Below are 23,417 nucleotides of genomic sequence, written 5' to 3'. Positions count from 1 at the left end.
TCACGAAGCGTCACGGGTTGGATGGCCAGCGCGCCCCCTACGCGGCATGAGCGTGCATGTGATCACGGCATTCTTTCCGGGAAATCGGGTCGCTAAATTTCACCTTCTAGGCACGGAAAGCCGGTCAGGCATCGAGATGAACTGGCCCATCGCTTCTAGCTTCAAGCGAGGCGTCCAAAGTGGAGAAAGCGACAGCAGTGGCATAGCCGCCTGACAGGCCCAATATCTCAAAGCCCGACCACTCGGACGCTGAGGAACATATCGACCCAGCCCGGGGTCGAGATAGCCGCCAGCGGGGTGATCCGGCTCTGTTCGAAGGAATATCTCTAGGAGGTTCTTCGCCCGATCGGTCAGGGAGGGGTGCGTATCTTTATGGCAAGCCGTCGCGCCGTGACGATTCGCCGCCTCGATTCCCTCCTTGAAATGAAGCGCAGGCAACGCGCAAAATGCTCCAATTGCGGCACATTCTGCCCAGTCCGAACGGACTCGGGCGGGAAGGCTCTCGTCGCCCATCAACATCAGTACAGCAAGCGCATCTGCCGCAAACTCTTGCTGGTGACTGCTATTCCTTCCGGAGGGCAGTTGATAGCCGATGCCGTCCAGTCTCCCCTGCAAGATGAGAGGTCCTGGCGCGGCTAAGTCCTTGTTTCCATTCCGCGTATGATTAAGCAGATGATGCGCCATCTCGTGGGCTATCGTAAAGTCCATACCATGAGTACCGAAGTGCAGATGGTTGCCGCGATAACCCGAAACGTGCAGCCACTGAGTTGCTACCGCGCCGACTTCGTCCGGGCTAACCACGAGACGATTAATGAGCGATCGTATACTGACTAGAATCGGGCTGAATTCGTACGACGCGGCAAAGGCTTCACCATATTCAGACATCCGCACTACAGCTTCTCTCGGCGGGATGATCTGTTTGTCAAGCTGCTTCAGGCGAAACTTCATGTAGGATTTAAAGTCAAGGTCAAACTCGCTGAGCGCGGCGCCGAACAGCCCTTGGAGCAGAATATATGCAGTGCTCATCTTGATTAGCCTAGACCGAGACCCAAGGGCGACAGCTTCTGAGTCGATCCCTCTTGTGTCCGACGGACATAACACCAAAACCTCGTCGATAAACGGCGAGAACAACGATGGAGAGCGATTGCGAATGAGCTCAATTGAGCGCCTCGAGTCGCTGCTGGCCATTGCGGCGAGCACGCCCTCCCTAACTACCAATCGCTTCTTCCCGGGGAGGCCGCCGCGGCGGTTGAAGTAATCCAGCTTGGCGTGCTGGAGACTCCACGGCGCAGTCGAATTCACCTCGAACCCCCGATCGAGTGAGCCGCAACGTAATCGTGCCACCTTATGGTAGGCGTAAGAGTTACCTTGAACGCTCTCATCGGCATGATGGTGAGCCGGCCGGAGCGGAGCGCGCTACACGCAGCGTGACGGTGCGTCGGAGGTCGGTACGCACGGCGCGGCAGATCCGGTAACCCGATCAGCCCGAGACTGGCAGCGAGACCGGGCGATTTGGGAATGCCCGGGCCGCCCAACGGCGGCGCCGGTGCGTGCAAGCTCGCCGCAACGGCGAAAGTGTGGCGACCTCGGTCGTCAGGCCGCGGCCAGTCGGCGATGCTGCAGGAGTTTGTGCAGACCGGCCCAGAGTTCGTCGTCGCTCATGACGAGGTATACCAGCGGGCATTCCTCGGGCCGGTCGTGTTCAGCTGGCTTGGCCGGCAAGGCTCGGTGGGCAGCGGGCACCCGCCATTCAGGCGCAGCAGGCTATCGGTCCTGGCTCCTGCAACCGCTTCCGGCTCCGGGTGTGTGTGCTTGGGGCCCCGCTGGTGCGTAGCGTCCGGAGTTCCGCGGCGGGCGGCGTTCGGACCGCGATCCCGGGGCGGGCGGGTCGATCATGGGGCATGTGCGCGCTGCGACCTGGTGATGGCTGGTACGGGGGATGGTCTGAGCAGTTATCGTTCCGCGGCGTTGGGTCGGCGTGAGGGGCTTGCCTCGACCGCAACGATTTCATGGAGCCATGCGTCCTCGGGGCGCCCGTATTGCTCGAAGTGCCGGCGGCGGATGGCGTCAACGGCGCCGTTGTGCGGAAACCGGGTAGCGTCGAATGTCACCACCGTGGCCGGTCCGGAATCCAGCCAGGCTGACGGGTCAAGCCCGAACGTCGCCATCGCGGCGAACACCCCGTCTCCGCTGCTGTCAACGAGCGGGAACTCGTCCTCGCTCGCCAGCGGATCGCCGATCGACATGCCGAGAGTCAAACTCGCATACGACATGAAGGCATGCCGAAGCAGTTCGCCGTCACGGGCCACCGTGAGCCAATACGAGCCGGAGACCGTTTCTGCGCCGGCACCGACAACCGTGCCCAGTACGTCCGACATCGCGATGATCATGTCAGCGTTCGTGGACAGCATCATCGACGTGTCAACCAGGAACGCCCTGCCGTCGCCCCCGCCGAGCAACAGGTCGAACCGGCCGGGATCGATGTCGGCGTCAGCGACCCGTTCCACCAGGGCACCCGCGACGAACGCGCCCGCATGCCGTGACAGCTCCAGCAGCAGGGCGTCGGGTTCGACAGCGGCGACGAGATAACCACAGTGCAAGCCCATACGGCGGGACTTTAGTGGTGTGGTGGCGTCTGCGCCGTCCCAGGACACGACTCGCTGGTCCCGTTCGTCGAGGGAGATCGATCATCAACCTCAACCCTGGGTCACGGTGATCCCACCGAACCCAGGACGCGCCTATCCCTGGGAGGAACTGGATCTGTTCGTATCAGCCACCAGCCCATCGCGCCGTACCCACCCGTCGGGATCGTCGAACCAGCCGGATTCTTCGTCAAGACGACGCGGGTGGATCGGCGAACGGCTGCCAGCGAATCACAGCGCTCCCGCAGCGGCTACTTATTTACTGGATCTACGACCGCAGCCCGGCCAGGCTTGGTCGAGGTGATCGGTGGGGTCGCTCGCATTCAGCGGCTGCCCAGGTCCGGTAGTCGTCTGAAGACTGGGTTCCGCTACTCAACGCGACCCGAGGCCGGATGGCCAGCAGATCAAGCCGACCGCCGTTCTGATAGCGACCGCATCGCGCGATAGCGCCGACGAGGCGCTCACACAACGCGGCAAGCAGCTTCCGTTTCCGCGCCCCGCGACCAGCTGCACCCGCTCAGCCCCCTATGGCCGTGACGTGGTTGGCGCAGATTGCGCGGGGGTGCGGGTGGAGGCGAAGCCTCCCCCGCCGCGAGCCTGCGAGCCAGCAAATAGAGAGCAGGCCGGGGCGCCATTGCCCCGGCCTGCTCCGATGCTCACCGGGGACTCGAAACCCGGTGAACTAGTACCGTTCCGCTCACGTCATCGGGAGTCGGAGCCGGTGGTTTCGATCGCGGCGCGGCCGGCCTCCAGGCGGGCGACCGGGACGCGGAACGGTGAGCAGGACACGTAGTCCAGGCCCACCTCGTGGAAGAAGTGCACGGAGTCGGGGTCGCCGCCGTGTTCGCCGCAGACGCCGAAGTGCAGGTCGGGGCGCGCCGCCCGGCCTTCGTCGACCGCGATGCGGACGAGCCGGCCCACCCCGTCACGGTCGATGGACTCGAAGGGTGACACGCCGAAGATGCCGAGTTCGAGGTACCGCCAAAAGAATGCACCTTCGACGTCGTCGCGGGAGAACCCCCAGCCCATCTGGGTGAGGTCGTTGGTGCCGAACGAGAAGAAGTCGGCCGCCTGGGCGATGTCGCCGGCGGTGAGCGCGGCCCGGGGCACTTCGATCATGGTGCCGATCTTCACGTCGACGGCGAACTCGCGGATGATTTTCTCCGCTTCGGCGCGGATGGTCTCCAGCTCCTGCACGGCGCCGACGAGCGGGACCATGATCTCCGGGTGGGAGTCGGGCACGGCGGCGGCCGCCTCTACGATGGCGCGCACCTGCATGGCGAACAGGCCGGGGATGACCAGGCCCAGGCGTACGCCGCGCAGGCCGAGCATGGGGTTGGCCTCGTGCATGCGGCGCACGGCGTCGAGCAGATCGCGATCGCGCCCCGGGTCCTCACCGCGCTCCTCGGCGACGGCGACCTTCACCGCCAGCTGCTCCAATGGTGGGAGGAACTCGTGCAGCGGCGGGTCGATCAGCCGGACGGTCACCGGCAGCCCGGCCATCTCGCGGAACAGGTCGACAAAGTCGTCGCGCTGCAGCGGCAGCAGTTCGGCCAGGGCGGCCTCGCGCTTCGCGGGGTCGCTCTGGGCCAGGATCAGCCGCTCGACCAGGGCCCGGCGCGGCCCGAGGAACATGTGCTCGGTGCGGCACAGGCCGACGCCCTGCGCGCCGAAACGCCTCGCCCGGGCCGCGTCCTCGCCGGTGTCGGCGTTGGTGCGGACCTTCAGCCGGCGCCGCTCGTCGGCGTGGGTGAGGATGCGGTGGACCGCGGAGACGAGCGCGTCGGCCTGCGGGTCGAGCGTGCCTTCGAAGTACTGCACGACGGGCGACGGCTGCACGGGGACTTCCCCGAGGTACACCCGGCCGGTCGTGCCGTCGACGGAGATGACGTCGCCCTCGGAGATCACGTGGCCGTCCACACTGAACTGTCCCTTGTGGAGGTTCACGTCGAGCTCGTCGGCCCCGCACACGCACGTCTTGCCCATGCCGCGGGCGACGACGGCGGCGTGTGAGGTCTTGCCGCCGCGGCTGGTCAGGATGCCCTGGGCGGCGATCATGCCGGGCAGGTCGTCGGGGTTGGTCTCCCGGCGCACCAGGATGACGGCCTCGCCCTCCTTGGCCATGGCCACCGCGTGGGCGGCGTCGAACACCGCCTTGCCGACGGCCGCGCCCGGTGACGCGCCGACTCCGCGGGTGAGCTGCTCGGGCGCGCCGGCCAGGTCGAATGTCGGGAACATCAGCTGCGCCAGCTGCGCGCCGCTGACCCGGTGCACGGCCTCGTCGAGGTCGATGACGCCCTCGTCGACCAGGTGGGTGGCGATCACGAACGCGGCGGCGGCGGTGCGCTTGCCGACGCGGGTCTGCAGCATCCAGAGTTTGCCGCGCTCGATGGTGAACTCGATGTCGCACAGGTCCTTGTAGTGCTCCTCGAGCCTAGCCATGATCGACATCAGCTCGTCGTAGCTGGCCTGGTCGCGCTGCTCCAAGGCCTGCAGCGGCATCGTGTTGCGGATGCCGGCCACGACGTCCTCGCCCTGGGCGTTGGCCAGGTAGTCGCCGTAGACCCCGCGCTCGCCGGTGGCCGGGTCGCGGGTGAACGCCACCCCGGTCCCGGAGTCGGCGCCCAGATTGCCGAACACCATGGCCACCACATTCACCGCGGTGCCCAGGCTCGACGGGATGCGCTCCTGGCGCCGGTACAGCACGGCGCGGTCGGCGTTCCACGACCGGAAGACGGATTTGATGGTTTCCGCCAGCTGCTCGCGCGGATCCTGGGGAAAGTCCTGCCCGGTGTGCTCGCGGAAGATCCGCTTGTAGTCGCCGACCAGTTCCTTGAGATGTGCTGCTTGAAGACCTACATCGTCGGGGGTACCGGCGCGAAGCTTGGCATCGTCCAAAGCGTGCTCGAACTCGCTGCCCGGCACGTCGCACACGGTCTTGCCGAACATCTGGATGAGGCGGCGGTAGGAGTCCCACGCGAAGCGCTCATCCCCACCGGCCTGCGCGGCGAGCCCGGCCACGCTGGCATCGGTGAGCCCGACATTGAGCACCGTCTCCATCATGCCCGGCATCGAGAACTTGGCGCCCGAGCGCACCGAGACCAGCAAGGGGTCTTCGGCGTCGCCGAGGCGCCGGCCCATCTTCTGCTCGAGGGCGGCGAGGTGCTCCGAGATCTCGTCCTGGCCCGGCACGTCGCCGGTGTCGAGAAACGCGCGGCAGGCATCGGTCGTGATCGTGAAGCCCGGCGGCACCGGCAGCCCGAGGTTGGTCATCTCCGCCAGGTTGGCGCCCTTGCCACCGAGCAGGTCCTTCAGGTCGCGGTTGCCCTCTTCGAAGTCGTACACGAACTTGCGCACTACGCCTCCATACCCACTGAGCCCTCGTTTAGGTCCTGGGTGTGCCGGACACCGTAAGGCGCTTTCGAGTGGCATCGCCATGCCCGGTGACAAGTCGCACAGGAAACGGCACGAGGTGCGATTTTCAATGCATTTGGGAGCGGTACCACGAGCACGAATGCGCATTCCCGAGCAGAGAGCGCTCTCACTGGCCGCGCCTTTGGTCATGAGACGATGAGGGGGTGACATTGCAGCTCGGACCCCACGTCGTCGACCCGCCCGTAGTGCTCGCCCCGATGGCCGGCATCACCAACGTGGCGTTCCGGAGACTGTGCCGGGAACAGGGCGCCGGCCTCTACGTCTGCGAAATGATCACCACCCGAGCCCTGGTCGAGCGCAACCCGAAGACCATGTCGATGATCCAGTTCGGCTCCGACGAACGCCCCCGCAGCCTTCAGCTCTACGGCGTCGACCCGGCCACCATCCGCAAGGCCGTCGAGATGATCGTCGAGCAGGACCTGGCCGACCACATCGACATGAACTTCGGCTGCTCGGTCCCCAAAGTCACGCGCCGCGGCGGCGGCTCCGCGCTCCCCTGGAAGCGCGGCCTGTTCGCCTCCATCGTGAACGCCGCGGTGAGCGCCGCCGCCCCCGCCGGCATCCCGGTCACGATCAAGATGCGCATCGGCATCGACGACGACCACCAGACCATGCTCGACGCGGGCAAGATCGCCCAGGACGCCGGCGTGGCCTGGGTCGCCCTGCACGCCCGCACCGCCGCCCAGCGCTACTCCGGCGAGGCCGACTGGTCCAAGATCACTGCGCTCAAGTCCGCACTGGACATCCCGGTCCTGGGCAACGGCGACATCTGGGAGGCCGAAGACGCCCTGCGCATGATGTCCGAAACCGGCTGCGACGGCGTCGTCATCGGCCGCGGCTGCCTGGGCCGCCCCTGGCTCTTCGCCGACCTGGCCGCCGCCTTCGCCGGCTCCACCACCCGCGCCCTGCCCACCCAGGGCGAGGTCGCCGCCCTGATGCACCGCCACGCCACCCTCCTGGTGGAGTGGTGGGGCCGGGAAAAGGAGGGCGTGACCGACTTCCGCAAGCACGTGGCGTGGTATCTGAAGGGCTTCCCAGCCGGCGGCGAACTCCGAGCCGCCATGGCCACCTCGTCCACCCTGGACGAACTGGCCCACCTCCTGGCCCAGCTCGACCCCGACGTCCCATTCCCCCGCGAAATCCTGGGCCAGCCACGGGGCCGCACCGGCACCCCCGCCCGCGTCATCCTCCCCGACGGCTGGCTCAACGACCGCGACACCGACGAAGTCCCCGAAGGCGCCGAACTCGACGACTCCGGCGGCTGATCCGGATAGCCTGCTGTCTATGGGGATGCGGGGTGTGATGTTCGATGCCGGTGGGGTGTTGTTCGGGCCCATCGGCGGGCGGTGGAATCCGCGATTCGACTTCGAGCGCATTGTGGCGCGGCACTATCCGGGAGTCGGATCGTTTGCCGCGGCTATCGCCGTTGGGCAGCGGTTTCTGGACAAGTCGTCGACCACGCCGCCGCGGGGTGAGTATCACCGGGTGATGCTTGACGTTCTCGGGGTGGAGCCGTCGGCGTCGTTGTTGGCGGAGTTGGACGCGCCGCTTGCCGAGCCCGTTGTCGAGGTCTACCCGGATGTGCGGCCCGCGCTCGAACGGCTGCGGCTCGGCGGGGTTCGGATGTCGGTGGTTTCCGACTCCTGGGCCGGGCTGGTGACGCTGCTCGAATCGCTCGATCTCGCCGGATACTTCGATGGGTTCGCGATCTCCGAGGTGCTCGGGTGCAACAAGCCCGACCCGCGCATGTACGCCGAAGGACAGCGGCTGCTCGGCCTTCCCGCGGACGAGTGCCTGTTCATCGACGACGATCCGCTGCTCGTGCAGGCGGCCCGGGAGCTCGGGCACCAAGGGTTGACGCTCGATCGGGGTGCGTCATTGTCGTCGGAGGGCGTTATCGCGAGTCTGGATGCGCTAGCCGTTCCATGAGTGATCGGTCGGGTGGGGCGGCGGTCAGGTCGTCGGGCCACTCGGCGATCTGCGCGGCCGCCCACTCGGACCAGCGGCGGACCGCGTCGGCCTGGTCGCAGTTGAACCGGCCGATGAGGGTGAGGATCGGCGTTCGCTCCGGGAACTCGCCCAGGCCCGCGAGGTACCGTCGCGCGAACATGGCGTTTCGGACGAGCTCGGCCTCCGCCCATTCGCGTAGGCCGTTCACCTGGGCCACGAGATCGGCCTTGGTTCCGTGTTCGGCGAAGAAGACCTTGAGCATCTGCTCGGACTCGAAGACCGGAGTCTCGCCGGGCTCGGAAAGCCATGCAGCGAGGGCTCCGCGGCCCGCCTCCGTGATCGCGTAGACGGTCTTCGGGCGTTTGCCGGTCCGGCCCGGTGCGCCCACGGCCAGGCCCAGCCCGACCAGCTTCTTCGGCTCCTCGAACAGTTTGCTGCGCGACCGCAGCCAGTAGTTGCCGCCCGCGCTGATCTGCCTCGCCAGCTCGTAGGTGGTCCAGGGCTTGATCGCGAGGAGGCCGAGGACGGCGTACGAGGTGGTTGTCAGCTTCTGGACGGCCGCCAACTCTATGGTCCCTTCTGGACTATCGTTACTCCCATGGGGACTATATCGCAGCGCCGGCCGGTCCTGGTGATCGGTGCCGGCCCGGCCGGGCTGACCGCGGCGATCGCGCTCGCGCGGCTCGGCGTGCGCGTGCTCGTCGTCGACAAGCGGCCAGCGCCGTCCGATCTGCCCCGGGCCACGGTCCTGAGCACGCGGACGATGGAGATCATGCGCGACTGGGCGCTGGACCGGGCGCTGCTGGCCGGCGGCAACGACGTCGAGTGGCAGATGTGGGCGGCGCCGAGCCTGGCCCGGGCCGCGGAGGGGCGCCCGCTGCCGGTCGGGTACCCCACGAAAGCGCAGGCCGCGGCCGTCAGTCCGAGCGCACCGGCCTGCGTGCCCCAGGATCATCTCGAACGCGTCCTCGAATCGCACCTGCGCACCCTGCCCGCGGCGACGATCGTCCGGGGCCGGGCCGCCGGCCCGGCGGACGTCGAGGGGGCGCAGTACGTGATCGCCGCCGACGGCGCCCGCAGCGCCACCCGCGCGGCCCTCGGGATCTCCGCGCCCGGCACCGACGACATCATGGACGGCACGAACGCACTGTTCCGCGACCCGCTGCTGTGGCGGCTGGCCGGGCCGCACCGCTACGGCATCTACTGGACGGTCGAGGCCGGGGGCATCCTGCTGCCCTCAGGATCGGGCGACCGGTGGCACTATGGCGTCACACCGGCAGTACCCCCGGATCGCCTTCCGTCTTTGATCGAACGTGCCGTCGGAGTGCCCGGGTTCGCGCCCCGCCTGGAACGGGTCGGGACGTTCACCTCGTCGGCCCGGCTGGCCGAGCGGTATCGCGAAGGGAACACGTTCCTCGTCGGCGACGCCGCTCACCAGATCACGCCGCGGGGCGGGACCGGGCTCAACACGGCGCTGTATGACGGCTATGACCTGGGCTGGAAGCTCGCGTGGGTGCTGCGCGGCTGGGCTTCGGCCGACCTGCTGGACACCTACGAGGCCGAGCGGCGGCCGGTCGCCGCGCACAACGTGGCCCGGTCCGCCGATCCGCGGGGCTCCAACCGCACCGTCGAGGAGGAGCTGCACATCGACCTCGGCGGCCGGGTGCTTGACGGCCGGCCGGGGTGGCCCGATGGCGTGCCCCTGGCGCTACGCGGCCTTCCGGAGTGGGTCGCCGGTCCGGGCCTGGCCCTGGATCAGGCGCAGGCGGGCCGGGGCCGGGGCTGACGGCTCCTCGACCACGTCCAGTGCGGCCGGGCGGCGCCACTGCCACGGTGACCCGCGGCGGCCGGCGGGGGGACGGCCGGGGTCGAGGGCCGGGCGGGACAGGGCGAGGACGATGCCGTAGCCGGCCAGCACGAAGCCGTGGCTGATCAGGCGGGTCGTCTCGACCGTGCCGTTGAGCAGGTCGCTGGTGCTGAGCAGGGCGAGCAGCGCCACGAACGCGGTGAGCATCGGCAGGGCGCCGGCCGGGGTGGCGCGGCGGGTGGCGATCCAGGCGAAGCCGGCGCCGATGGCCACGTTCCACGCGGCCGACTCGTGGAAGACGTGGCCGGAGCCGTGCAGGTGGTTGGTGCTGGCGGCGGTCGCGGCCTGCGCGATGCCGAGCATGAACTGGGCCAGCCCGAACAGGCCGAGCAGCACGCGCAGCACGAGCACCAGGCGGCGGGGCGGCCGCTGCTTGGTGAAGCCCTTGACCAGGGCCGAGACCGGAGGCGGGGTGCCGGGGATCGGCTGCAGGCGCACGAGCCGGGTCACGGCCAGCGCGTCCTGCTCCCACTTGCGGCAGGCCGGGCACGACGACAGGTGGGCGTCGGTCAGCGCCGGATCGATCGGTTGGTCCTCGCCGTCGAGCCGGGCCGACAACGCCTCGCGGTACCGCTCACACTCCACGCTTGGATTGTCGCCGCGCAGGCCCCCGAAGTTCCACTCAGGTTTCCCGCAACGCGGTCGTCCACAGGTGCAGCAGCGTGTCGACCAGGACTTTCCGGTCGTCGAACGGTGGCACCCGGCTCGCCGCCAGGTAGTAGAGCCGCTCCCCCAGCCAGGTCAGCGACGCGGCCAGCGCGGGAAGGTCGACACCGGGGAGCCGATCGGCGAGCGGCGTGATCCGGGCCAGCGTGGCCTGCGTGAACGTGTCCATCTGGGCCAGCCACAGGGCGCGCAGCTGCAGGTCGGAGCCCCAGCTCTCCACGATGGCCCGCAGCACACCGGCGTTGGCGAGCCACAGGCCGGCACCGGCGTCGATGCCCCGGCGCAGCGCTTCGCGGGGGTCGATGGTGCCGGACACCCACGGCTCGGCGGCGTCGTGGCCCTGGCCGACCGCCCGCCGGACGAGCTCGGCCAGGGCGGCCTGCTTGCCGGGGAAGTAGAAGTAGAAGCTCGCGCGGGAGACGCCGGCGGCGGCGATGATCTCGGCGACGCTGAGCGAGTCGAAGGTGCGCTGATCGAGCAGGGCACGCAGTGCGTCGAGGATGCGGTCGCGCAGGTCGGCGCTCATCGGCACGTCGCGGCGGGCGGTCACAGGAGACACAGTACCTGGACACTTTGCCTGGACAACCAGCCTGGACACTTTGACCAGACAGCTTGTATGGTCGTCCCATGACACAGATCGCCGTCCATCTCGTGGTGGACGATCCGGCCGCGGCCGCCACCTGGTATGCCGAGACACTGGGCGCCCGCGAGACCGGCCGCTTCGCCCAGCCCGACGGCACGCTGCTCGCCGTGCAGATGCTCCTGGGCGACACCGAGCTCGCCGTCGCCGGCGAGATGCCGGAGTCCGGCCTGCGCACCCCGGCGTCGCTGTGCGGCTCCCCCGCCGCATTCCACGTGGCCGTCGACGACGTGGACGCGGCCTGGAGCCGGGCCCTCTCGCGGGGCGCGACGGCCTTCAAGGCGCCGTACGACGCCCCGTGGGGACAGCGCACCGCCCAGTTCCTCGACCCGTCCGGCCACCGCTGGGCGATCAACCGGGCGATCGCATGAGGTACCGCACCTTCGGCCGCACCGGCCTGCGCGTCTCCGAGCTCGTCCTGGGCGCCATGACCTTCGGCGAGCAGGGCGGGGTCGGCGCCCCGATCGAAGAGTGCCGCAAGATCCTCGACGCGTACGCGGACGCCGGCGGCAACATGATCGACACCGCGATCAACTACCGCGGCGGGGCCAGCGAGGAGATCGTCGGCGCGCTCCTCGAAGGCCGGCGCGACCGGTTCGTGGTCTCGACGAAGTACACCGTCACCCGCGACGCCGACGACCCCAACGGCGGCGGCAACCACCGCCGCAACCTGCGCCTGTCGCTGGAGACGAGCCTGCGCCGGCTCCGCACCGACCGGATCGACGTCTACTGGGTCCACATCTGGGACCGGCACACGCCGATCGAGGAGACGATGCGCGCCCTGGACGACGCCGTTTCGAAGGGCCAGATTTTGTACTGCGGCATCTCCGACACGCCCGCCTGGCTCGTCTCCCGCGCGAACACTCTGGCGCAGTGGCGCGGCTGGACCGAGTTCGCCGGCCTGCAGGTCCCATACAGCCTGGTCAACCGCGATGCGGAGCGCGAGCTGCTGCCGATGGCCGCGGAGTTTGGCATGGCGGTGACCGCTTGGAGCCCGCTCGGCGGCGGCATGCTCACCGGCAAATACGAAATGTCGGAAACGGGACGGCTAAACGGCGCGAACATCAGCGCTGCGGATCGCGCGGTAGCGCGGGCCGTCAAGGCCGCCGCCGACGAGCTCGGCGCGACCCCGGCTCAGGTCGCCTTGGCGTGGGTCCGGCAGAAGGGCGCACTCCCGATGCTTGGCGCGCGAACGGAAGCGCAGATTCGCGACAATTTGGATAGCCTGGGCATCGAGCTGTCGTCCGAAATGTCGCGAAACCTGGAGGCAGTCACGGCGTTCAAAGCCGGCTTCCCCACCGACTTCATCAACGAGACCAGCCAGTGGGTGCTCGGCAAAGCCGCCCTCGAGAGCGACCGGCAATAGGCGCCCGGCTCGGTCTCGGCCTTTTGTCGGTCACTCCTGGTTCGCGGCAATCACCACGATCTCGATCCGGAACTCGGGCCGAACCAGCCCGGCCATGTGCAGCCACCGCGTCGGGCTGGTGACGAGCGTGGCGTGGGCGAAGCGGGCGTTCGGCGGGGCCATCCCGGCCGGTGAGATCGCCTCGTGCATGGCTAGCCCTCCACTCTCCGCAGCAGATACGTGTCCATGATCCATCCCTTGCGCTCCCGCGCCGCGGCCCGGACCGACTCGATCTCGTCGATGACGTCGTCGAGCCGGCCGCTGACGAGGATCTCGTCGGGGGTCCCGAGGTATGCGCCCCAGTAGATGTCGACGGGCTCGGTGCGGTACCGGCGGCAGGCAAGCGACGCATCGAGCATCACCACGACGTCGTCGGCCCCGTCCGGCCACCCGGCGGCCAGTCGCCGCCCGGTCGTGATGAGCACGGCCCCGGCGACCCGGTTCAGGGTGATCTTGTGCCGCGCGGTCAGGATCTGCACCGAGCTGATCCCGGGAATCACCTCAAACGGCACAACGTCTTGAAGAATCCGGATCGTCCCGTCGTACAGCGCCGGGTCGCCCCAGGCCAGAATGCCCCCGACCCCGTCCGGCCCCAGCTCCCGCTCGATCGCCGCGGCCAGGAGCCGGGACCGCTCATCGCGCCAGTCCTCCACGGCCCCGACGTAGTCGGCGGCGGCTCGGTCCCGCGGCGGATCGGCGATCACGACCGTCCGCGAATCGGGCCGCCGCACATACCGCGCGACCAGCGCCTGCCGCGCCACCGTGAGGTCGGCGACCGAAGCCTTGTCCAGCACGAAGAACACGTCGACGGCGTTCATCGCGTTGATCGCCTGCACGGTCACCTGCTCCGGATCCCCGGCCCCGACCCCGATGATCAACACTTTGCGCATTCGGCCATCGTAGAGGCCACGCCGGATACGCCCGCTTCGCGGCCGTGGCGGCGCACCCGCACATCACGCCGGATAGGAACGGGTCTCGGCCGCCTTCACCGCCGCCCACACCTCGCGCCCCGCCGTCAGCTCCAGATGCGCGGCCGCCGCGGGCGTCACGTCAGCCGCCGCCGGCAGCGCCCCGGCGAGCTGAATCCGCAGATTGTCCCCGTGCCGCTGCATCCCCGCGATCGTCGCCGGCCAGGCGTTACGCGGGCTCCCGTCCGGCCGGGAAGCGTGCAGTGCCACGGCCGACGGCGGAAAGGCCACGAACGCGTCCCCGTCCAGCGCATCGGCCGCGGTCAGCACCACCCCGCCGACGTCGACAGCATGCCCGGACGCCCGCCCACGGTACAAATTCAGCCCCACCAGCCGCGCCACGTACTCCGTCCGCGGCCGCGCCGTGATCTCCGCCCCGTCCCCCTCCTGCACAACGGCCCCGCCCTCCAGGATCACGAGCCGGTCGGCCAGGACCAGAGCGTCGAGCGGATCATGGGTGACCAGCAGCGTCGCCCCCGGATGATCCGCCAGATGCCGCTGCAGTTCGGCCCGCGTGTCGGCCCGGGTGCCCGCGTCGAGCGCCGCGAGCGGTTCATCAAGCAAAAGCAGCGTCGGGTGTACTGCCAGTGCCCGCGCCAACGCCACCCGCTGTGCCTGCCCGCCAGAGAGCTGCCGCGGCTTGCGCTCGGCGAACTCCGTCAACCCGACCCGCCCCAGCCACGCCGCCGCCTCGGCCCGGGCCGTCTTGCGGTCCCGCCCGTGCCGCCGCGGCCCGAACGCCACATTGTCCAGCGCGCTCAGGTGCGGAAACAGCAGGTACTCCTGGAACACGACGCCGATCGGCCGCCGCTCCGGCGCCACCCACACCCGCCGCGCGGGCCGATCGAGATCCTCACCTCCCACCGCGATGTGCCCGTCGGTCAGCGAGGTGAGCCCGGACAGCGCCCGCAACGCCGTGGTCTTCCCCGCACCATTGGGCCCCAGCAGCGCCACAACCTCCCCGGCCGCGATCCGCAGCGCCGCATCCAGTCGAAACGCCCCCCGCTCGACAACAATCCGCGCGTCCAAAAACGTCTCGGCGCTCATGCGGTGATCCACTTGTCGCGCAGCGAGGCCAGGATCGCGACGGAGACGGCGAGCAGCATCAGGCTCAGCACGATCGCGGCCTGCAGGTCGGTCTCCAGCGCGAGGTACACCTCGAGCGGCATCGTCCGGGTCCGGCCCGGAAAACTCCCGGCGAACGTGATCGTCGCACCGAACTCGCCCAGCGCCCGGGCCCAGCACAGCACGCCCCCGGCCGCGATACCGGGCGCCACCAGCGGCAGCGTCACGTGGGTGAACGTGGTCCAGCGCCCGGCTCCGAGGGTCGCCGCGGCCTCTTCGTATCTGGCGTCCGCCCCGCGCAGCGCCCCTTCGACGGCGATGATGAGGAACGGCATGGCCACGAACGCCTCGGCCAGCACGACGGCGCTGGTCGTGAACGGCAGCGTGATCCCGAAGGTGCTGTCCAGCCATTGCCCGACGATCCCCCGTCGCCCGAATACGAGCAGCAGCGCCACGCCTCCCACGACGGGCGGCAACACCAGCGGCACCGTCACGAGGGCCCGCACCACCCGCCGCCCCGGGAACTCGACGCGGGCGAGCAGCCAAGCTAGCGGTACCCCCAGAAGCAGGCACAAAAGAGTGGCCAGCGTCGCACTCTGCAGCGACAGCCGCAGCGCCGTCAGCACCCCCGGCTGCATGATCCGCTCGGGCAGCGTCGTCCACGGCGCCCGGATCAGCAGCCCGGCCAGGGGCAGCACCAGAAAGATCAGCCCGAGCCCGGCCGGCACCAGCAACGCTACTGGCACCCGCCGGGCGTGCTCACGCCTTGCCCGCACGCTTGGTCGCCTACGGTGCTTGGAATCCGGCGTCGGCGAGGACGCCCTTGCCCTTGTCGGACAGCACGTAGGCGACGAAGGCCTTGGCGCCCGCGGCGTTGGGAGCGTTCTTCAGCACCACGATCGGGTAGCTGTTGATCGCGCCGGCCGACTCCGGAAACTCGACGTCGTCGACGTCACGGGCCGCGGCGTGGGCGTCGGTGCGGTAGACCAGCGCGGCGTCGACCTCACCCAGCGTGAGCTTCGACAGGGCCGCCTTCACGTCCTGCTCGAGGGTCACCGGGGTGAGCTTGACGTTGGCCGCGGTCAGCGCCGTCTTCGCGGCCGCGCCGCACGGCACCTGCTCCGCGCACAGGGCGACCTTGATGCCGGGCTTGGCCAGGTCGGCCAGGCCCTTGATGCCCTTCGGGTTGCCGGGCGCCACGGCGATCACGAGCTGGTTCTTCGCGAACGTGGTCGGCTCGCCGGACGCGTTGCCGGCATCGGTGACGGTCTTCATGTTGGCCGGGGCCGCGGAGGCGAACACGTCCGCGGGCGCGCCCTGGTTGATCTGGGTCGCCAGGGCCGAACTGCCGGCGTAGTTGAAGGTGACCTTGCTGCCCGGATTCGCCGCCTCGAACGCCTGCCCGATCTTGGTGAACGACTCGGTCAGCGACGCCGCGGCGAACACGTTGACCGTGCCGGTGACACCGGTGCCCGCACCCGACGACGCCGCGGCGGGCGGGTTGGCACTGTTCGCGCCGCTGTCGTCACTGCAGCCGGCCAGCCCGGTCAGTCCGAGTGCGACGGCCACAAGCCCGGCCAAGACGGTGCGCCTCATGCGTGACTCCTCCCTTTGTCCACACGCTCCACCACGACGGTGGTCGACTTGATCACGGCGACGGCGAGGGACCCGACCCGCAGGTCGAGTTCGTCGGCGGCCTCACGGCTCATGAGGGACACGACCCGGAACGGCCCAGCCTGGATGTCGACCTGCGCCATGACGGTGTCCTTGACCACGGCGGTGACGATGCCGCGCATCCGGTTGCGCGCCGACGAGCCCTCGGCCCCCGCGTCCGCCTCGGCCGCCTGCGACCGCGCGAACGCGGCCAGGTCGACGCCGTCGATCACGCGGTGCCCGTGCTCGTCGCGCCCGGCCGCGAGCCGCCCGCCGTCCACCCACCGCCGGAGCGTGTCGACGCTGACACCGAGCAACTCGGCCGCCTCGCCGATCCGGAACGTGGTCATGGGGCACAGCCTATATGTTGCAGATGCGAGGCTGAATCGGTCTTCGAGCTGGCATCTGCCCCAGCAAGAGGAGCCAGGGCATGATGGACGGTATGGACGAGCGATGGTCGGAGGTCCTCCATCTCCTGGCCGCGGCGGTGCCCCCGGGCCCGGCCACGGTGCTGGTCGACGGCACGGACGCCGAAGTCGCCAAGGCTACGGCCGCCCGCCTGGCCGAGACACTCCGCGCGACCAACCCGGCCGTCACACAGCACGACACCACGCTCAACGTCGCCGGCGGCGGTGAAAACATCATCATCTGGCTCCGCACGTCCCGGACCCACCATGCCGACGAGGCCACCCGCGGCGACCGCGCCGACATCGTGGTGGACCTGCACGACCGCGCCTGGCCGGACCCTGCGCCCGGGCGTCAGACCGGCGCGAGAAGTTTGCGCTCCAACAGGAAGTCGCGGACCTTCCGCTCCTCCGGCTCCGGCAGCAGCGTGAACGGCAAAACCAGCACCCCGGTGCCATTGACGACCACGACCCAGAACTCGCCGTTGTCCTCGACGCGCTCGACGGCGGACCACTCGTAGCCGTTACGCAGGCTCCGGGTGAAGACGCGGACGCCGCTGTCGGTGATCTCGTAGGTCGCCGTCTCCGCGAAGACCCCGGTCCTGGCCTTGGCCGCGGCCCGGGTCAGCACCCACGGGCCGACGAGGATGATCACGCCGGGGGTCAGGAGGACGCCGGCGCCGATGGGGATGCCCAGGATGAGTGCGCTGAGGCCGGCTACCGAGAGGCCGCCGCCGACCAGGTTCCAGGAGCGCAGGCTGCCCCGCATGCGAGCCCGGAGCGACCGGCGGGTCCGGTTGCGGTCGGGCTGGACCGTCAGCGTGATGAGCATCAGTCCCCGTTCATCGATTGCTGCCGTAGGGTACGCCATTCGCACGACGCGGCGGGACGGGCCCCGGCGACGAACCGGACAAGCTGGAGCGACGAATCCGTGACCGGAAAAAATCCATACTGAGGGCATGAAGCTTCGCAGTGACCAGCGTGCCGACGCCTGGGAGCGGCGTACCGCGGGGGCGTTGACGGCGCTCGCGGTGGTGTTCCTGGTGGCCTACGCGGTGCCGATTCTGCGGCCGGGGCTGGGCCGGAGCTGGCATGACGCGCTCGAGATCGTGACCGTCGCCATCTGGGGGCTGTTCGTCGGCGACTACGTGGTCCGGTTCCTGCTGCACGTGCGGCGGTGGGAGTTCGTCCGCGGGCATTTGTTCGATTTGGCGGTACTGCTCCTGCCCGCGCTCAGGCCATTGCGCGTCCTCCGGCTGTTCACGGCGGTGCTGGTGCTGACCCGCCGGACGGAGGCGTGGGCGCGGGGCCGGCTCGCCCTGTACGTGGGCGCCACCAGTGTCCTGCTGATCTTCGTGGCCGCGCTGGCCGTCCTCGACGCGGAGCGGGCCAGCCCGGACGCCAACATCACCAGCTACAGCGAGGCCCTGTGGTGGGCCTGCGTGACGATCACGACGGTCGGCTACGGCGACCACTTCCCGGTCACGACCGACGGCCGGCTCGTCGCGATCGGCCTCATGATGGGCGGCATCGGCCTCATCGGTTTCGTGACCGGCTCCCTGGCCACGTGGATCGTCGACCGGATCGCTGTCAAGGACGACAACAAGCAGGACGCTACAAAGAGTGACATCGCATTGGTACTGGCTGAAGTCCAAGCCCTACGCGCCGAAGTAGCCGACCTGAAAGCTCAAATCCCATCCGCAGTAGAGCCAACTGTCCCATGAGCCTCGCCGCCACCCCCCAACTCGAACCCGCTCACCTGCGTGCCTAGATCCCGTCCGCAGTAGAGCCAACCGTCCCATGAGCCTCGCCGCCGTCCATCAGCTCGAACCCGCTCACCTGCGTGCCTAGATCCCATCCGCAGTAGAGCCAACGGTCCCATGAGCCTCGCCGCCGTCCATCAGCTCGAACCCGCTCACCTGCGTGCCTAGATCCCATCCGCAGTAGAGCCAACAGTCCAGTAAACCCTGTTGTAATCCACCAGCTCCAAGTGCGAGCCGTTGTCCTGATACGTGGTGATGCCGCAGTTGGCCGGTGACTGGCCGGCCGGCCACTTCTGCGCCTGGGCGTAGGTCCAGCCCTCGAGCAGGAACCGGAAGCAGCGCAGCGTCCCGCCGTGCGTCACGATCATGATCTTCTGGCCGGCGTGGTCGCGGGACAGGGTGTTGAGGAACTCGTGGACGCGGCCGGTGACGTCGGCCAGGCTCTCGCCGCCGGGCGGGCGGGCCATGAAGCCGCCGAACGTCTGCCAATACTCGTTGAGCCACGGGAACGCGGCCTCAGCCTCGGCCGTCGTCATGTCGTAGGCGAAGCCGGGGTCCCGCTCGCGGATGAACAGGTCGGTCTTGACGTGCATCCGGGCCCGTTCCGCGGTGGTGTAGGCGGCCAGGACCCCCTCGGCGGTCTGCTCCGTCCGCACATATCCGCTGGTGAACACGTAGTCGAAGGCGCCGAACCGCTCCCGGACGGCGTGCCCGGTCTGCTCCGCCTGTTTGCGCCCGTCGGCGGTCAGCTCGATGAGGTGGTCGGGCACGCCGCGGACGATCTGCCGGGCGGCGTCGTCGGCGAAGTAGACGCTGCCCTTCTTGGCCTGGTTGCGCGCCGACTCGGCGTGCCGGACGAGGACGAGGAGGGCCGGGCGGGAGATGTCCACCTACGACTCGTACTGCTCTTGCGGCACCGGGATCAAGGTGACCTCCGACACTTCGATGAAGGGGATCGCCTCCCCGTTCACATCGTCTTGGATCTCGCGGCCGCTGTACTTGCCGATGACCCGCACCCACTGCTGGTCGGCCAGCCCGGCGGGCAGCTCCCCGTCGAGGGCCACTTTCACCGGCCGCGCGTCGGCCGCGCAGCAGCTGACCATCATCCGGGCGATCAGCCACTGATCCTGCGGCCCCTGCATCGCGAACCCGGTGAGCTGGATGCGCCGCTCCCCCAGTGACACGCCCTTGTCGAACACGGCCCGCGACGCGTAGTCGAGCATCGTGATGGCCAGCGGGTCCCCGGCCGGCAGCGGCGCGTATTCGGACCGGGCCGTGACCGCCGACCCGGACCGGCCGGCCGCGTAGGAGCCGAGCGCGGGCGGCGCGAACAGCAGCAGCCCCAGCACCGGCGCCAGCAGCAGCCAGGCGACCTTCGGCCCGGAGTGCGAGTGCCCGTGCCCGTCGTCGTGCTCAACAGAAGCATCGTCGTGCTCAGGAGAAGTAGACGAAGCCGATCCGCGCAACTCGTACCAGAGCGTGAAGAGACCGGCCAGGACGAGCAGAGCACCCGCGGTGACCAGGTAGGGCTGCAGCGACGCCTTGACGTAGTTCAGATACTGCCCGGTCAGCGAAACCCGCAGCACCGCCCCGCCGATGAGCAGGAGCACAACCGCCTGAGCCTGCTTATTCAAAGAACACCGGTCCCAGGATTGCCGAGACGAGGATCGCCATGACGAACGTGGCGGGGGCGAAGCGCAGCGCGAACCGGCGGCCGAAGATGCCGGCCTGCATCGCGAACAGCTTCAGGTCGATCATCGGCCCGACGACGAGGAACGCCAGCCGGGCGGTGAGCGAGAACTGGGTCAGCGACGCGGCCACGAACGCGTCGGCTTCGGAGCAGATCGACAGCAGTACCGCCAGCAGCCCCAACGTCACGATGGCGAGCACGGGGTTGGAGGCGACGTGCTCCAGCCAGGACTTGGGGACGACGACGCCGATGACCGCGGCCGACGCCGCCCCGATGACGAGGAACCCGCCGGCGTGCAGGACGTCGTGGCGGACGGAGGCCCAGAACGCCGGCCACTTCCCCATGCCGTCCAGGTGCGCCCGCGACGGCATCCGCAGCCAGCTGCCCTTGCCGAACGCCTGCCACAGCCAGCCCATCACGCTGGCCACGACGAGGCTGGTCACGGCCCGGGCGACGACCATCTGCGGCTGGCCCGGGAAGGCGACGGCGGTGGAGACCAGCACGACCGGGTTGACGGCCGGCGAGGAGAGCAGGAACGCGAAGGCGGCGGCCGGTGTGACGCCGCGGCGGACGAGAGCACCGGCGACGGGCACGGACGCGCACTCGCAGCCGGGCAGCACGACCCCGGCGATCGAGGCGGTCGGCACGGCCAGCGCGGGGTGCTTCGGCAGCGCCTTGGCGAAGAACGAGGCCGGCACGAACACGGCGATGATCGCGGAGAGCACGACCCCGAAGACGAGGAACGGGATCGCCTGGGTCAGCACCGACACGAACACGGTCAGCCAGGTCTGCAGCGCCGGCGTCGCGAGCGACCGGGTGATCGGCTCCCGTAGCAGCACGACGAGGACCAGCAGCACCGCGAGGACCTCGACGGACCCGGGCCGCCAGCGGCGCGCGGGCGCCTCCTCGGGGGCCGGCGCGCTGTGGTCCTCCTCGGTGACCGTCACGCGATGGAGGCTACCCCGTCAATCAGTACCGCCGGCATGAAGCACGAACGAACACTTCCGCCGGGCCGGGCGCCGATTGCGCGACCGACCCGGCGGAGCAGTGGCTCAGCAGCCCGGCAGACGCTCGATCAGGTAGGTCTCGACCTGGTCGATGGAGACCCGCTCCTGGCTCATCGTGTCGCGGTCGCGAACCGTGACCGCGTTGTCGGTGAGCGTGTCGAAGTCGACCGTCAGGCAGTAGGGCGTGCCGATCTCATCCTGGCGGCGGTAGCGCCGGCCGATGCCCTGGGCGTCGTCGAAGTCGACCGTCCAGCGCTTGCGCAGCTGGGCGGCGAGGTCGCGGGCCTTGGGCGACAGGTCGGCGTTGCGCGACAGCGGGAGCACGGCCGCCTTGACCGGGGCCAGCCGCTTGTCGAAGCGCATGACCGTGCGCTTGTCGACCGAGCCGCTGGTGTTGGGGGCCTCGTCCTCGTCGTAGGCCTCGAGCAGGAACGCCAGGACCGCGCGGGTCAGGCCGGCGGCGGGCTCGATGACATACGGGACCCAGCGCTCCTTCTTCTCCTGGTCGAAGTAGGACAGGTCGACGCCGGAGTGCTTGGAGTGCGTGGTGAGGTCGAAGTCGGTGCGGTTGGCGATGCCCTCGAGCTCGGAGAACTCCTGGCCACCGAAGCGGAACCGGTATTCGATGTCGACCGTGCGCTTCGAGTAGTGGGAGAGCTTCTCCTTCGGGTGCTCGAAGCGGCGCAGGTTGGCCTCGGAGATGCCGAGGTCGAGGTACCAGTTCCAGCGCTCCGTCAGCCAGTACTCGTGCCACTCCTCGTCACTGCCGGGCTCGACGAAGTACTCCATCTCCATCTGCTCGAACTCGCGCGTGCGGAAGATGAAGTTGCCCGGCGTGATCTCGTTGCGGAAGCTCTTGCCGACCTGCGCGATGCCGAACGGCGGCTTCTTGCGCGCGGCGCCGGCGACGTTGTTGAAGTTGACGAAGATGCCCTGTGCGGTCTCGGGCCGCAGGTAGTGCAGGCCCTCCTCGTTCTCCACGGCGCCCAGGTAGGTCTTCATGAGGCCGTTGAACATCCGGGGCTCGCTGAACGTGCCCTTGTTGCCGCAGTTGGGGCAGTTGATCTCGCCGAGCGCGAACGGCTTGCCGGGGTTCTTCTCGACGAACGCCTCTTCGAGGTGGTCGGCCCGAAACCGCTTGTGGCAGGAGGCGCACTCGGTCAGCGGGTCGACGAACGCGTCGATGTGGCCGGAGGCGGTCCAGACCTCCCGGGCGAGGATCACGGCCGAGTCGAGGCCGACGATGTCGTCGCGCTGCTGAACCATGCTCCGCCACCACTGCCGGCGGACGTTGTCCTTGAGCTCGACGCCCAGGGGGCCGTAGTCCCACGCCGAGCGCGTGCCGCCGTAGATCTCACTGGACGGGAAGACAAAGCCGCGGCGCTTCGCGAGGCTGACGACGGAATCGATGCGATCTGCGGCCATGGTTCCTCCTAAGCCTCACGGCGACTGGCTGTCGGCAAGGCTGGTCGTGTGTGTTTGCACGGACGGACATTCGTTGAACTGGGCAAACCGTCAACGCCACCATCGACGGTACGGTTACGCCACTCCGAGCCGCATCAGATTAACCGGACGCCGGGAGCGTTCAGTCGATGCCCCCGCAGATGACATAGCGGGTGCCGGCCTGCTCCATGACGTATCGCTTCTCGACCCAGGTGGTGTTCTCCCGGACCCGGGCCGGCACGGTGATCGTGTTGCTGATGACCACGTTGTCCGCGTCGACGGTGAAGTCGGTGACGGGCGTTTCACCGAAGTGGTCGGCGAACCAGGCGACCGTGTGGGTGGGGAGCTCGGTGTCGCACAGCTGGCGGCGGGCGCCGGCGTAGTCCTCGTCGCGCACGGCCGTGAGGTAGTCCTCGACGACGGCGGCGACCTGGCCTTTGCCGATCGAGTCGGCGTAGGGCAGCAACAGGGTGATGCCGACGACCCCGCCGACGCAGCACAGCACGACGATCAGGCCGCCGATGCCCAGGCCCCACCAGAGCCCGCGCAGGTCACGGTCGCGCGGCGCGGTGGCGAAGGGCGCGACCACGCCCGGCCCGCGCGGCGGCGGCGGGACCTCGTCCGGCTGCTCCCAGAGGGGCGGCGGCCCGACCTGCGGCGGCATCATGCCAATCAGCCTATCCAAACGCGAACGGGAGTACGCGAGCGTGCCGGAGAAGCCGCGAATACCCCGTCGGGCGATAAATCCGATATGTTGAGGCGCGCAGCGCCCGACATATCGCTACGCCCGACGGATATCACAACGTCCGACAGGGCGGC

25 protein-coding genes are annotated in these 23,417 nt (G+C 69.1%); 6 read left to right on the top strand and 19 right to left on the bottom strand.

What is annotated here, in order from left to right; genetic code table 11:
- Positions 1-99 precede the first annotated feature (99 nt).
- The 4 genes from ACIA8L_RS27805 to ppdK form a co-directional block, all read right to left on the bottom strand.
- Positions 100-1,026 (bottom strand): hypothetical protein, encoded by a 927-nt coding sequence (locus ACIA8L_RS27805; protein ID WP_395909386.1) that lies wholly within the window; start codon positions 1,024-1,026, stop codon positions 100-102.
- A gap of 567 nt (positions 1,027-1,593) precedes the next feature.
- A complete protein-coding gene (locus ACIA8L_RS27800) occupies positions 1,594-1,743 on the bottom strand; it encodes a DUF6767 domain-containing protein (protein ID WP_395909385.1) in 150 nt (49 codons plus the stop codon).
- A 209-nt stretch (positions 1,744-1,952) separates the two neighbouring features.
- Positions 1,953-2,606: a hypothetical protein gene (locus ACIA8L_RS27795; RefSeq protein WP_395909384.1), complete on the bottom strand. Its 654-nt coding sequence runs from the start codon at positions 2,604-2,606 to the stop codon at positions 1,953-1,955.
- 738 nt (positions 2,607-3,344) lie between these two features.
- Positions 3,345-5,999, bottom strand: coding sequence for a pyruvate, phosphate dikinase (ppdK, locus tag ACIA8L_RS27790; RefSeq protein ID WP_395909383.1), 2,655 nt, complete (start codon positions 5,997-5,999; stop codon positions 3,345-3,347).
- A gap of 221 nt (positions 6,000-6,220) precedes the next feature.
- On the opposite strand from ppdK, the gene dusB reads away from it, so the two are divergent.
- Both dusB and ACIA8L_RS27780 read left to right on the top strand, forming a co-directional pair.
- Positions 6,221-7,342, top strand: a complete 1,122-nt coding sequence (dusB, locus tag ACIA8L_RS27785; protein ID WP_395909381.1) for a tRNA dihydrouridine synthase DusB — start codon at positions 6,221-6,223, stop codon at positions 7,340-7,342.
- Between the two features lie 19 nt (positions 7,343-7,361).
- Positions 7,362-8,006: an HAD family hydrolase gene (locus ACIA8L_RS27780; protein ID WP_395909380.1), complete on the top strand. Its 645-nt coding sequence runs from the start codon at positions 7,362-7,364 to the stop codon at positions 8,004-8,006.
- Here the strand turns inward: ACIA8L_RS27780 and ACIA8L_RS27775 are convergent.
- The gene (locus ACIA8L_RS27775; RefSeq protein ID WP_395909378.1) at positions 7,972-8,592 is read right to left on the bottom strand and encodes a PadR family transcriptional regulator; all 621 of its coding nucleotides are present in this window, start codon (positions 8,590-8,592) and stop codon (positions 7,972-7,974) included. The genes ACIA8L_RS27780 and ACIA8L_RS27775 overlap by 35 nt on opposite strands.
- 33 nt (positions 8,593-8,625) lie before the next feature.
- Between ACIA8L_RS27775 and ACIA8L_RS27770 the strand changes: the two genes are divergently transcribed.
- A complete protein-coding gene (locus tag ACIA8L_RS27770) occupies positions 8,626-9,813 on the top strand; it encodes an FAD-dependent monooxygenase (RefSeq protein WP_395909376.1) in 1,188 nt (395 codons plus the stop codon).
- Here the strand turns inward: ACIA8L_RS27770 and ACIA8L_RS27765 are convergent.
- Positions 9,736-10,479, bottom strand: a complete 744-nt coding sequence (locus ACIA8L_RS27765) for a zf-HC2 domain-containing protein (RefSeq protein WP_395909375.1) — start codon at positions 10,477-10,479, stop codon at positions 9,736-9,738. The two genes, ACIA8L_RS27770 and ACIA8L_RS27765, sit on opposite strands and share 78 nt — an antisense overlap.
- Positions 10,480-10,516: 37 nt before the next feature.
- Positions 10,517-11,110 (bottom strand): TetR/AcrR family transcriptional regulator, encoded by a 594-nt coding sequence (locus ACIA8L_RS27760; protein WP_395909373.1) that lies wholly within the window; start codon positions 11,108-11,110, stop codon positions 10,517-10,519.
- A gap of 77 nt (positions 11,111-11,187) precedes the next feature.
- On the opposite strand from ACIA8L_RS27760, the gene ACIA8L_RS27755 reads away from it, so the two are divergent.
- Together ACIA8L_RS27755 and ACIA8L_RS27750 are read left to right on the top strand one after the other, a co-directional pair.
- The gene (locus ACIA8L_RS27755; RefSeq protein ID WP_395909372.1) at positions 11,188-11,571 is read left to right on the top strand and encodes a VOC family protein; all 384 of its coding nucleotides are present in this window, start codon (positions 11,188-11,190) and stop codon (positions 11,569-11,571) included.
- On the top strand, positions 11,568-12,566 hold the full coding sequence (locus tag ACIA8L_RS27750) for an aldo/keto reductase (RefSeq protein WP_395909371.1): 999 nt from the start codon (positions 11,568-11,570) through the stop codon (positions 12,564-12,566). The genes ACIA8L_RS27755 and ACIA8L_RS27750 overlap by 4 nt, the downstream gene beginning before the upstream one ends.
- A gap of 30 nt (positions 12,567-12,596) precedes the next feature.
- Here ACIA8L_RS27750 and ACIA8L_RS27745 read toward each other — a convergent pair whose 3' ends face one another.
- From ACIA8L_RS27745 to ACIA8L_RS27715, 7 genes are all read right to left on the bottom strand, one after another.
- Positions 12,597-12,755 (bottom strand): hypothetical protein, encoded by a 159-nt coding sequence (locus ACIA8L_RS27745; RefSeq protein WP_395909369.1) that lies wholly within the window; start codon positions 12,753-12,755, stop codon positions 12,597-12,599.
- A 2-nt stretch (positions 12,756-12,757) separates the two neighbouring features.
- Positions 12,758-13,495, bottom strand: a complete 738-nt coding sequence (gene cobF, locus ACIA8L_RS27740; protein WP_395909368.1) for a precorrin-6A synthase (deacetylating) — start codon at positions 13,493-13,495, stop codon at positions 12,758-12,760.
- 63 nt (positions 13,496-13,558) lie between these two features.
- Positions 13,559-14,620, bottom strand: coding sequence for an ABC transporter ATP-binding protein (locus ACIA8L_RS27735; RefSeq protein ID WP_395909367.1), 1,062 nt, complete (start codon positions 14,618-14,620; stop codon positions 13,559-13,561).
- Positions 14,617-15,414, bottom strand: a complete 798-nt coding sequence (locus ACIA8L_RS27730) for an ABC transporter permease (RefSeq protein ID WP_395909365.1) — start codon at positions 15,412-15,414, stop codon at positions 14,617-14,619. The genes ACIA8L_RS27735 and ACIA8L_RS27730 overlap by 4 nt, the downstream gene beginning before the upstream one ends.
- A gap of 10 nt (positions 15,415-15,424) precedes the next feature.
- Positions 15,425-16,234 (bottom strand): molybdate ABC transporter substrate-binding protein, encoded by an 810-nt coding sequence (gene modA / locus ACIA8L_RS27725; RefSeq protein WP_395909363.1) that lies wholly within the window; start codon positions 16,232-16,234, stop codon positions 15,425-15,427.
- Positions 16,231-16,641: a molybdopterin-binding protein gene (locus ACIA8L_RS27720; protein ID WP_395909361.1), complete on the bottom strand. Its 411-nt coding sequence runs from the start codon at positions 16,639-16,641 to the stop codon at positions 16,231-16,233. The genes modA and ACIA8L_RS27720 overlap by 4 nt, the downstream gene beginning before the upstream one ends.
- Positions 16,642-17,050: 409 nt before the next feature.
- Positions 17,051-17,527 carry a YcxB family protein gene (locus ACIA8L_RS27715; RefSeq protein ID WP_395909360.1) on the bottom strand — a complete coding sequence of 159 codons (477 nt, stop codon included), beginning with the start codon at positions 17,525-17,527 and terminating at the stop codon, positions 17,051-17,053.
- 127 nt (positions 17,528-17,654) lie between these two features.
- On the opposite strand from ACIA8L_RS27715, the gene ACIA8L_RS27710 reads away from it, so the two are divergent.
- Entirely contained in the window at positions 17,655-18,419 is a 765-nt protein-coding gene (locus ACIA8L_RS27710) for a potassium channel family protein (RefSeq protein WP_395909358.1), read from the top strand.
- A gap of 203 nt (positions 18,420-18,622) precedes the next feature.
- On the opposite strand, the gene ACIA8L_RS27705 is transcribed toward ACIA8L_RS27710, so the two are convergent.
- The 5 genes from ACIA8L_RS27705 to ACIA8L_RS27685 form a co-directional block, all read right to left on the bottom strand.
- Positions 18,623-19,348: a histidine phosphatase family protein gene (locus tag ACIA8L_RS27705; RefSeq protein ID WP_395909356.1), complete on the bottom strand. Its 726-nt coding sequence runs from the start codon at positions 19,346-19,348 to the stop codon at positions 18,623-18,625.
- Positions 19,349-20,068: a TIGR03943 family putative permease subunit gene (locus tag ACIA8L_RS27700; RefSeq protein ID WP_395909355.1), complete on the bottom strand. Its 720-nt coding sequence runs from the start codon at positions 20,066-20,068 to the stop codon at positions 19,349-19,351. It lies immediately after the preceding gene.
- A gap of 16 nt (positions 20,069-20,084) precedes the next feature.
- On the bottom strand, positions 20,085-21,095 hold the full coding sequence (locus tag ACIA8L_RS27695; protein WP_395909354.1) for a permease: 1,011 nt from the start codon (positions 21,093-21,095) through the stop codon (positions 20,085-20,087).
- 105 nt (positions 21,096-21,200) lie between these two features.
- Positions 21,201-22,580 (bottom strand): glycine--tRNA ligase, encoded by a 1,380-nt coding sequence (locus ACIA8L_RS27690; RefSeq protein ID WP_395909353.1) that lies wholly within the window; start codon positions 22,578-22,580, stop codon positions 21,201-21,203.
- A gap of 160 nt (positions 22,581-22,740) precedes the next feature.
- The gene (locus ACIA8L_RS27685; protein ID WP_395909352.1) at positions 22,741-23,265 is read right to left on the bottom strand and encodes a hypothetical protein; all 525 of its coding nucleotides are present in this window, start codon (positions 23,263-23,265) and stop codon (positions 22,741-22,743) included.
- Positions 23,266-23,417: the final 152 nt, after the last annotated feature.

Source organism: Dactylosporangium sp. NPDC051541 (assembly GCF_044454505.1).
Classification (GTDB): Bacteria; Actinomycetota; Actinomycetes; order Mycobacteriales; family Micromonosporaceae; genus Dactylosporangium.
The sequence above is the reverse complement of the archived record's forward strand: the minus strand, read 5'-3'. Positions and strand labels throughout refer to the sequence as shown.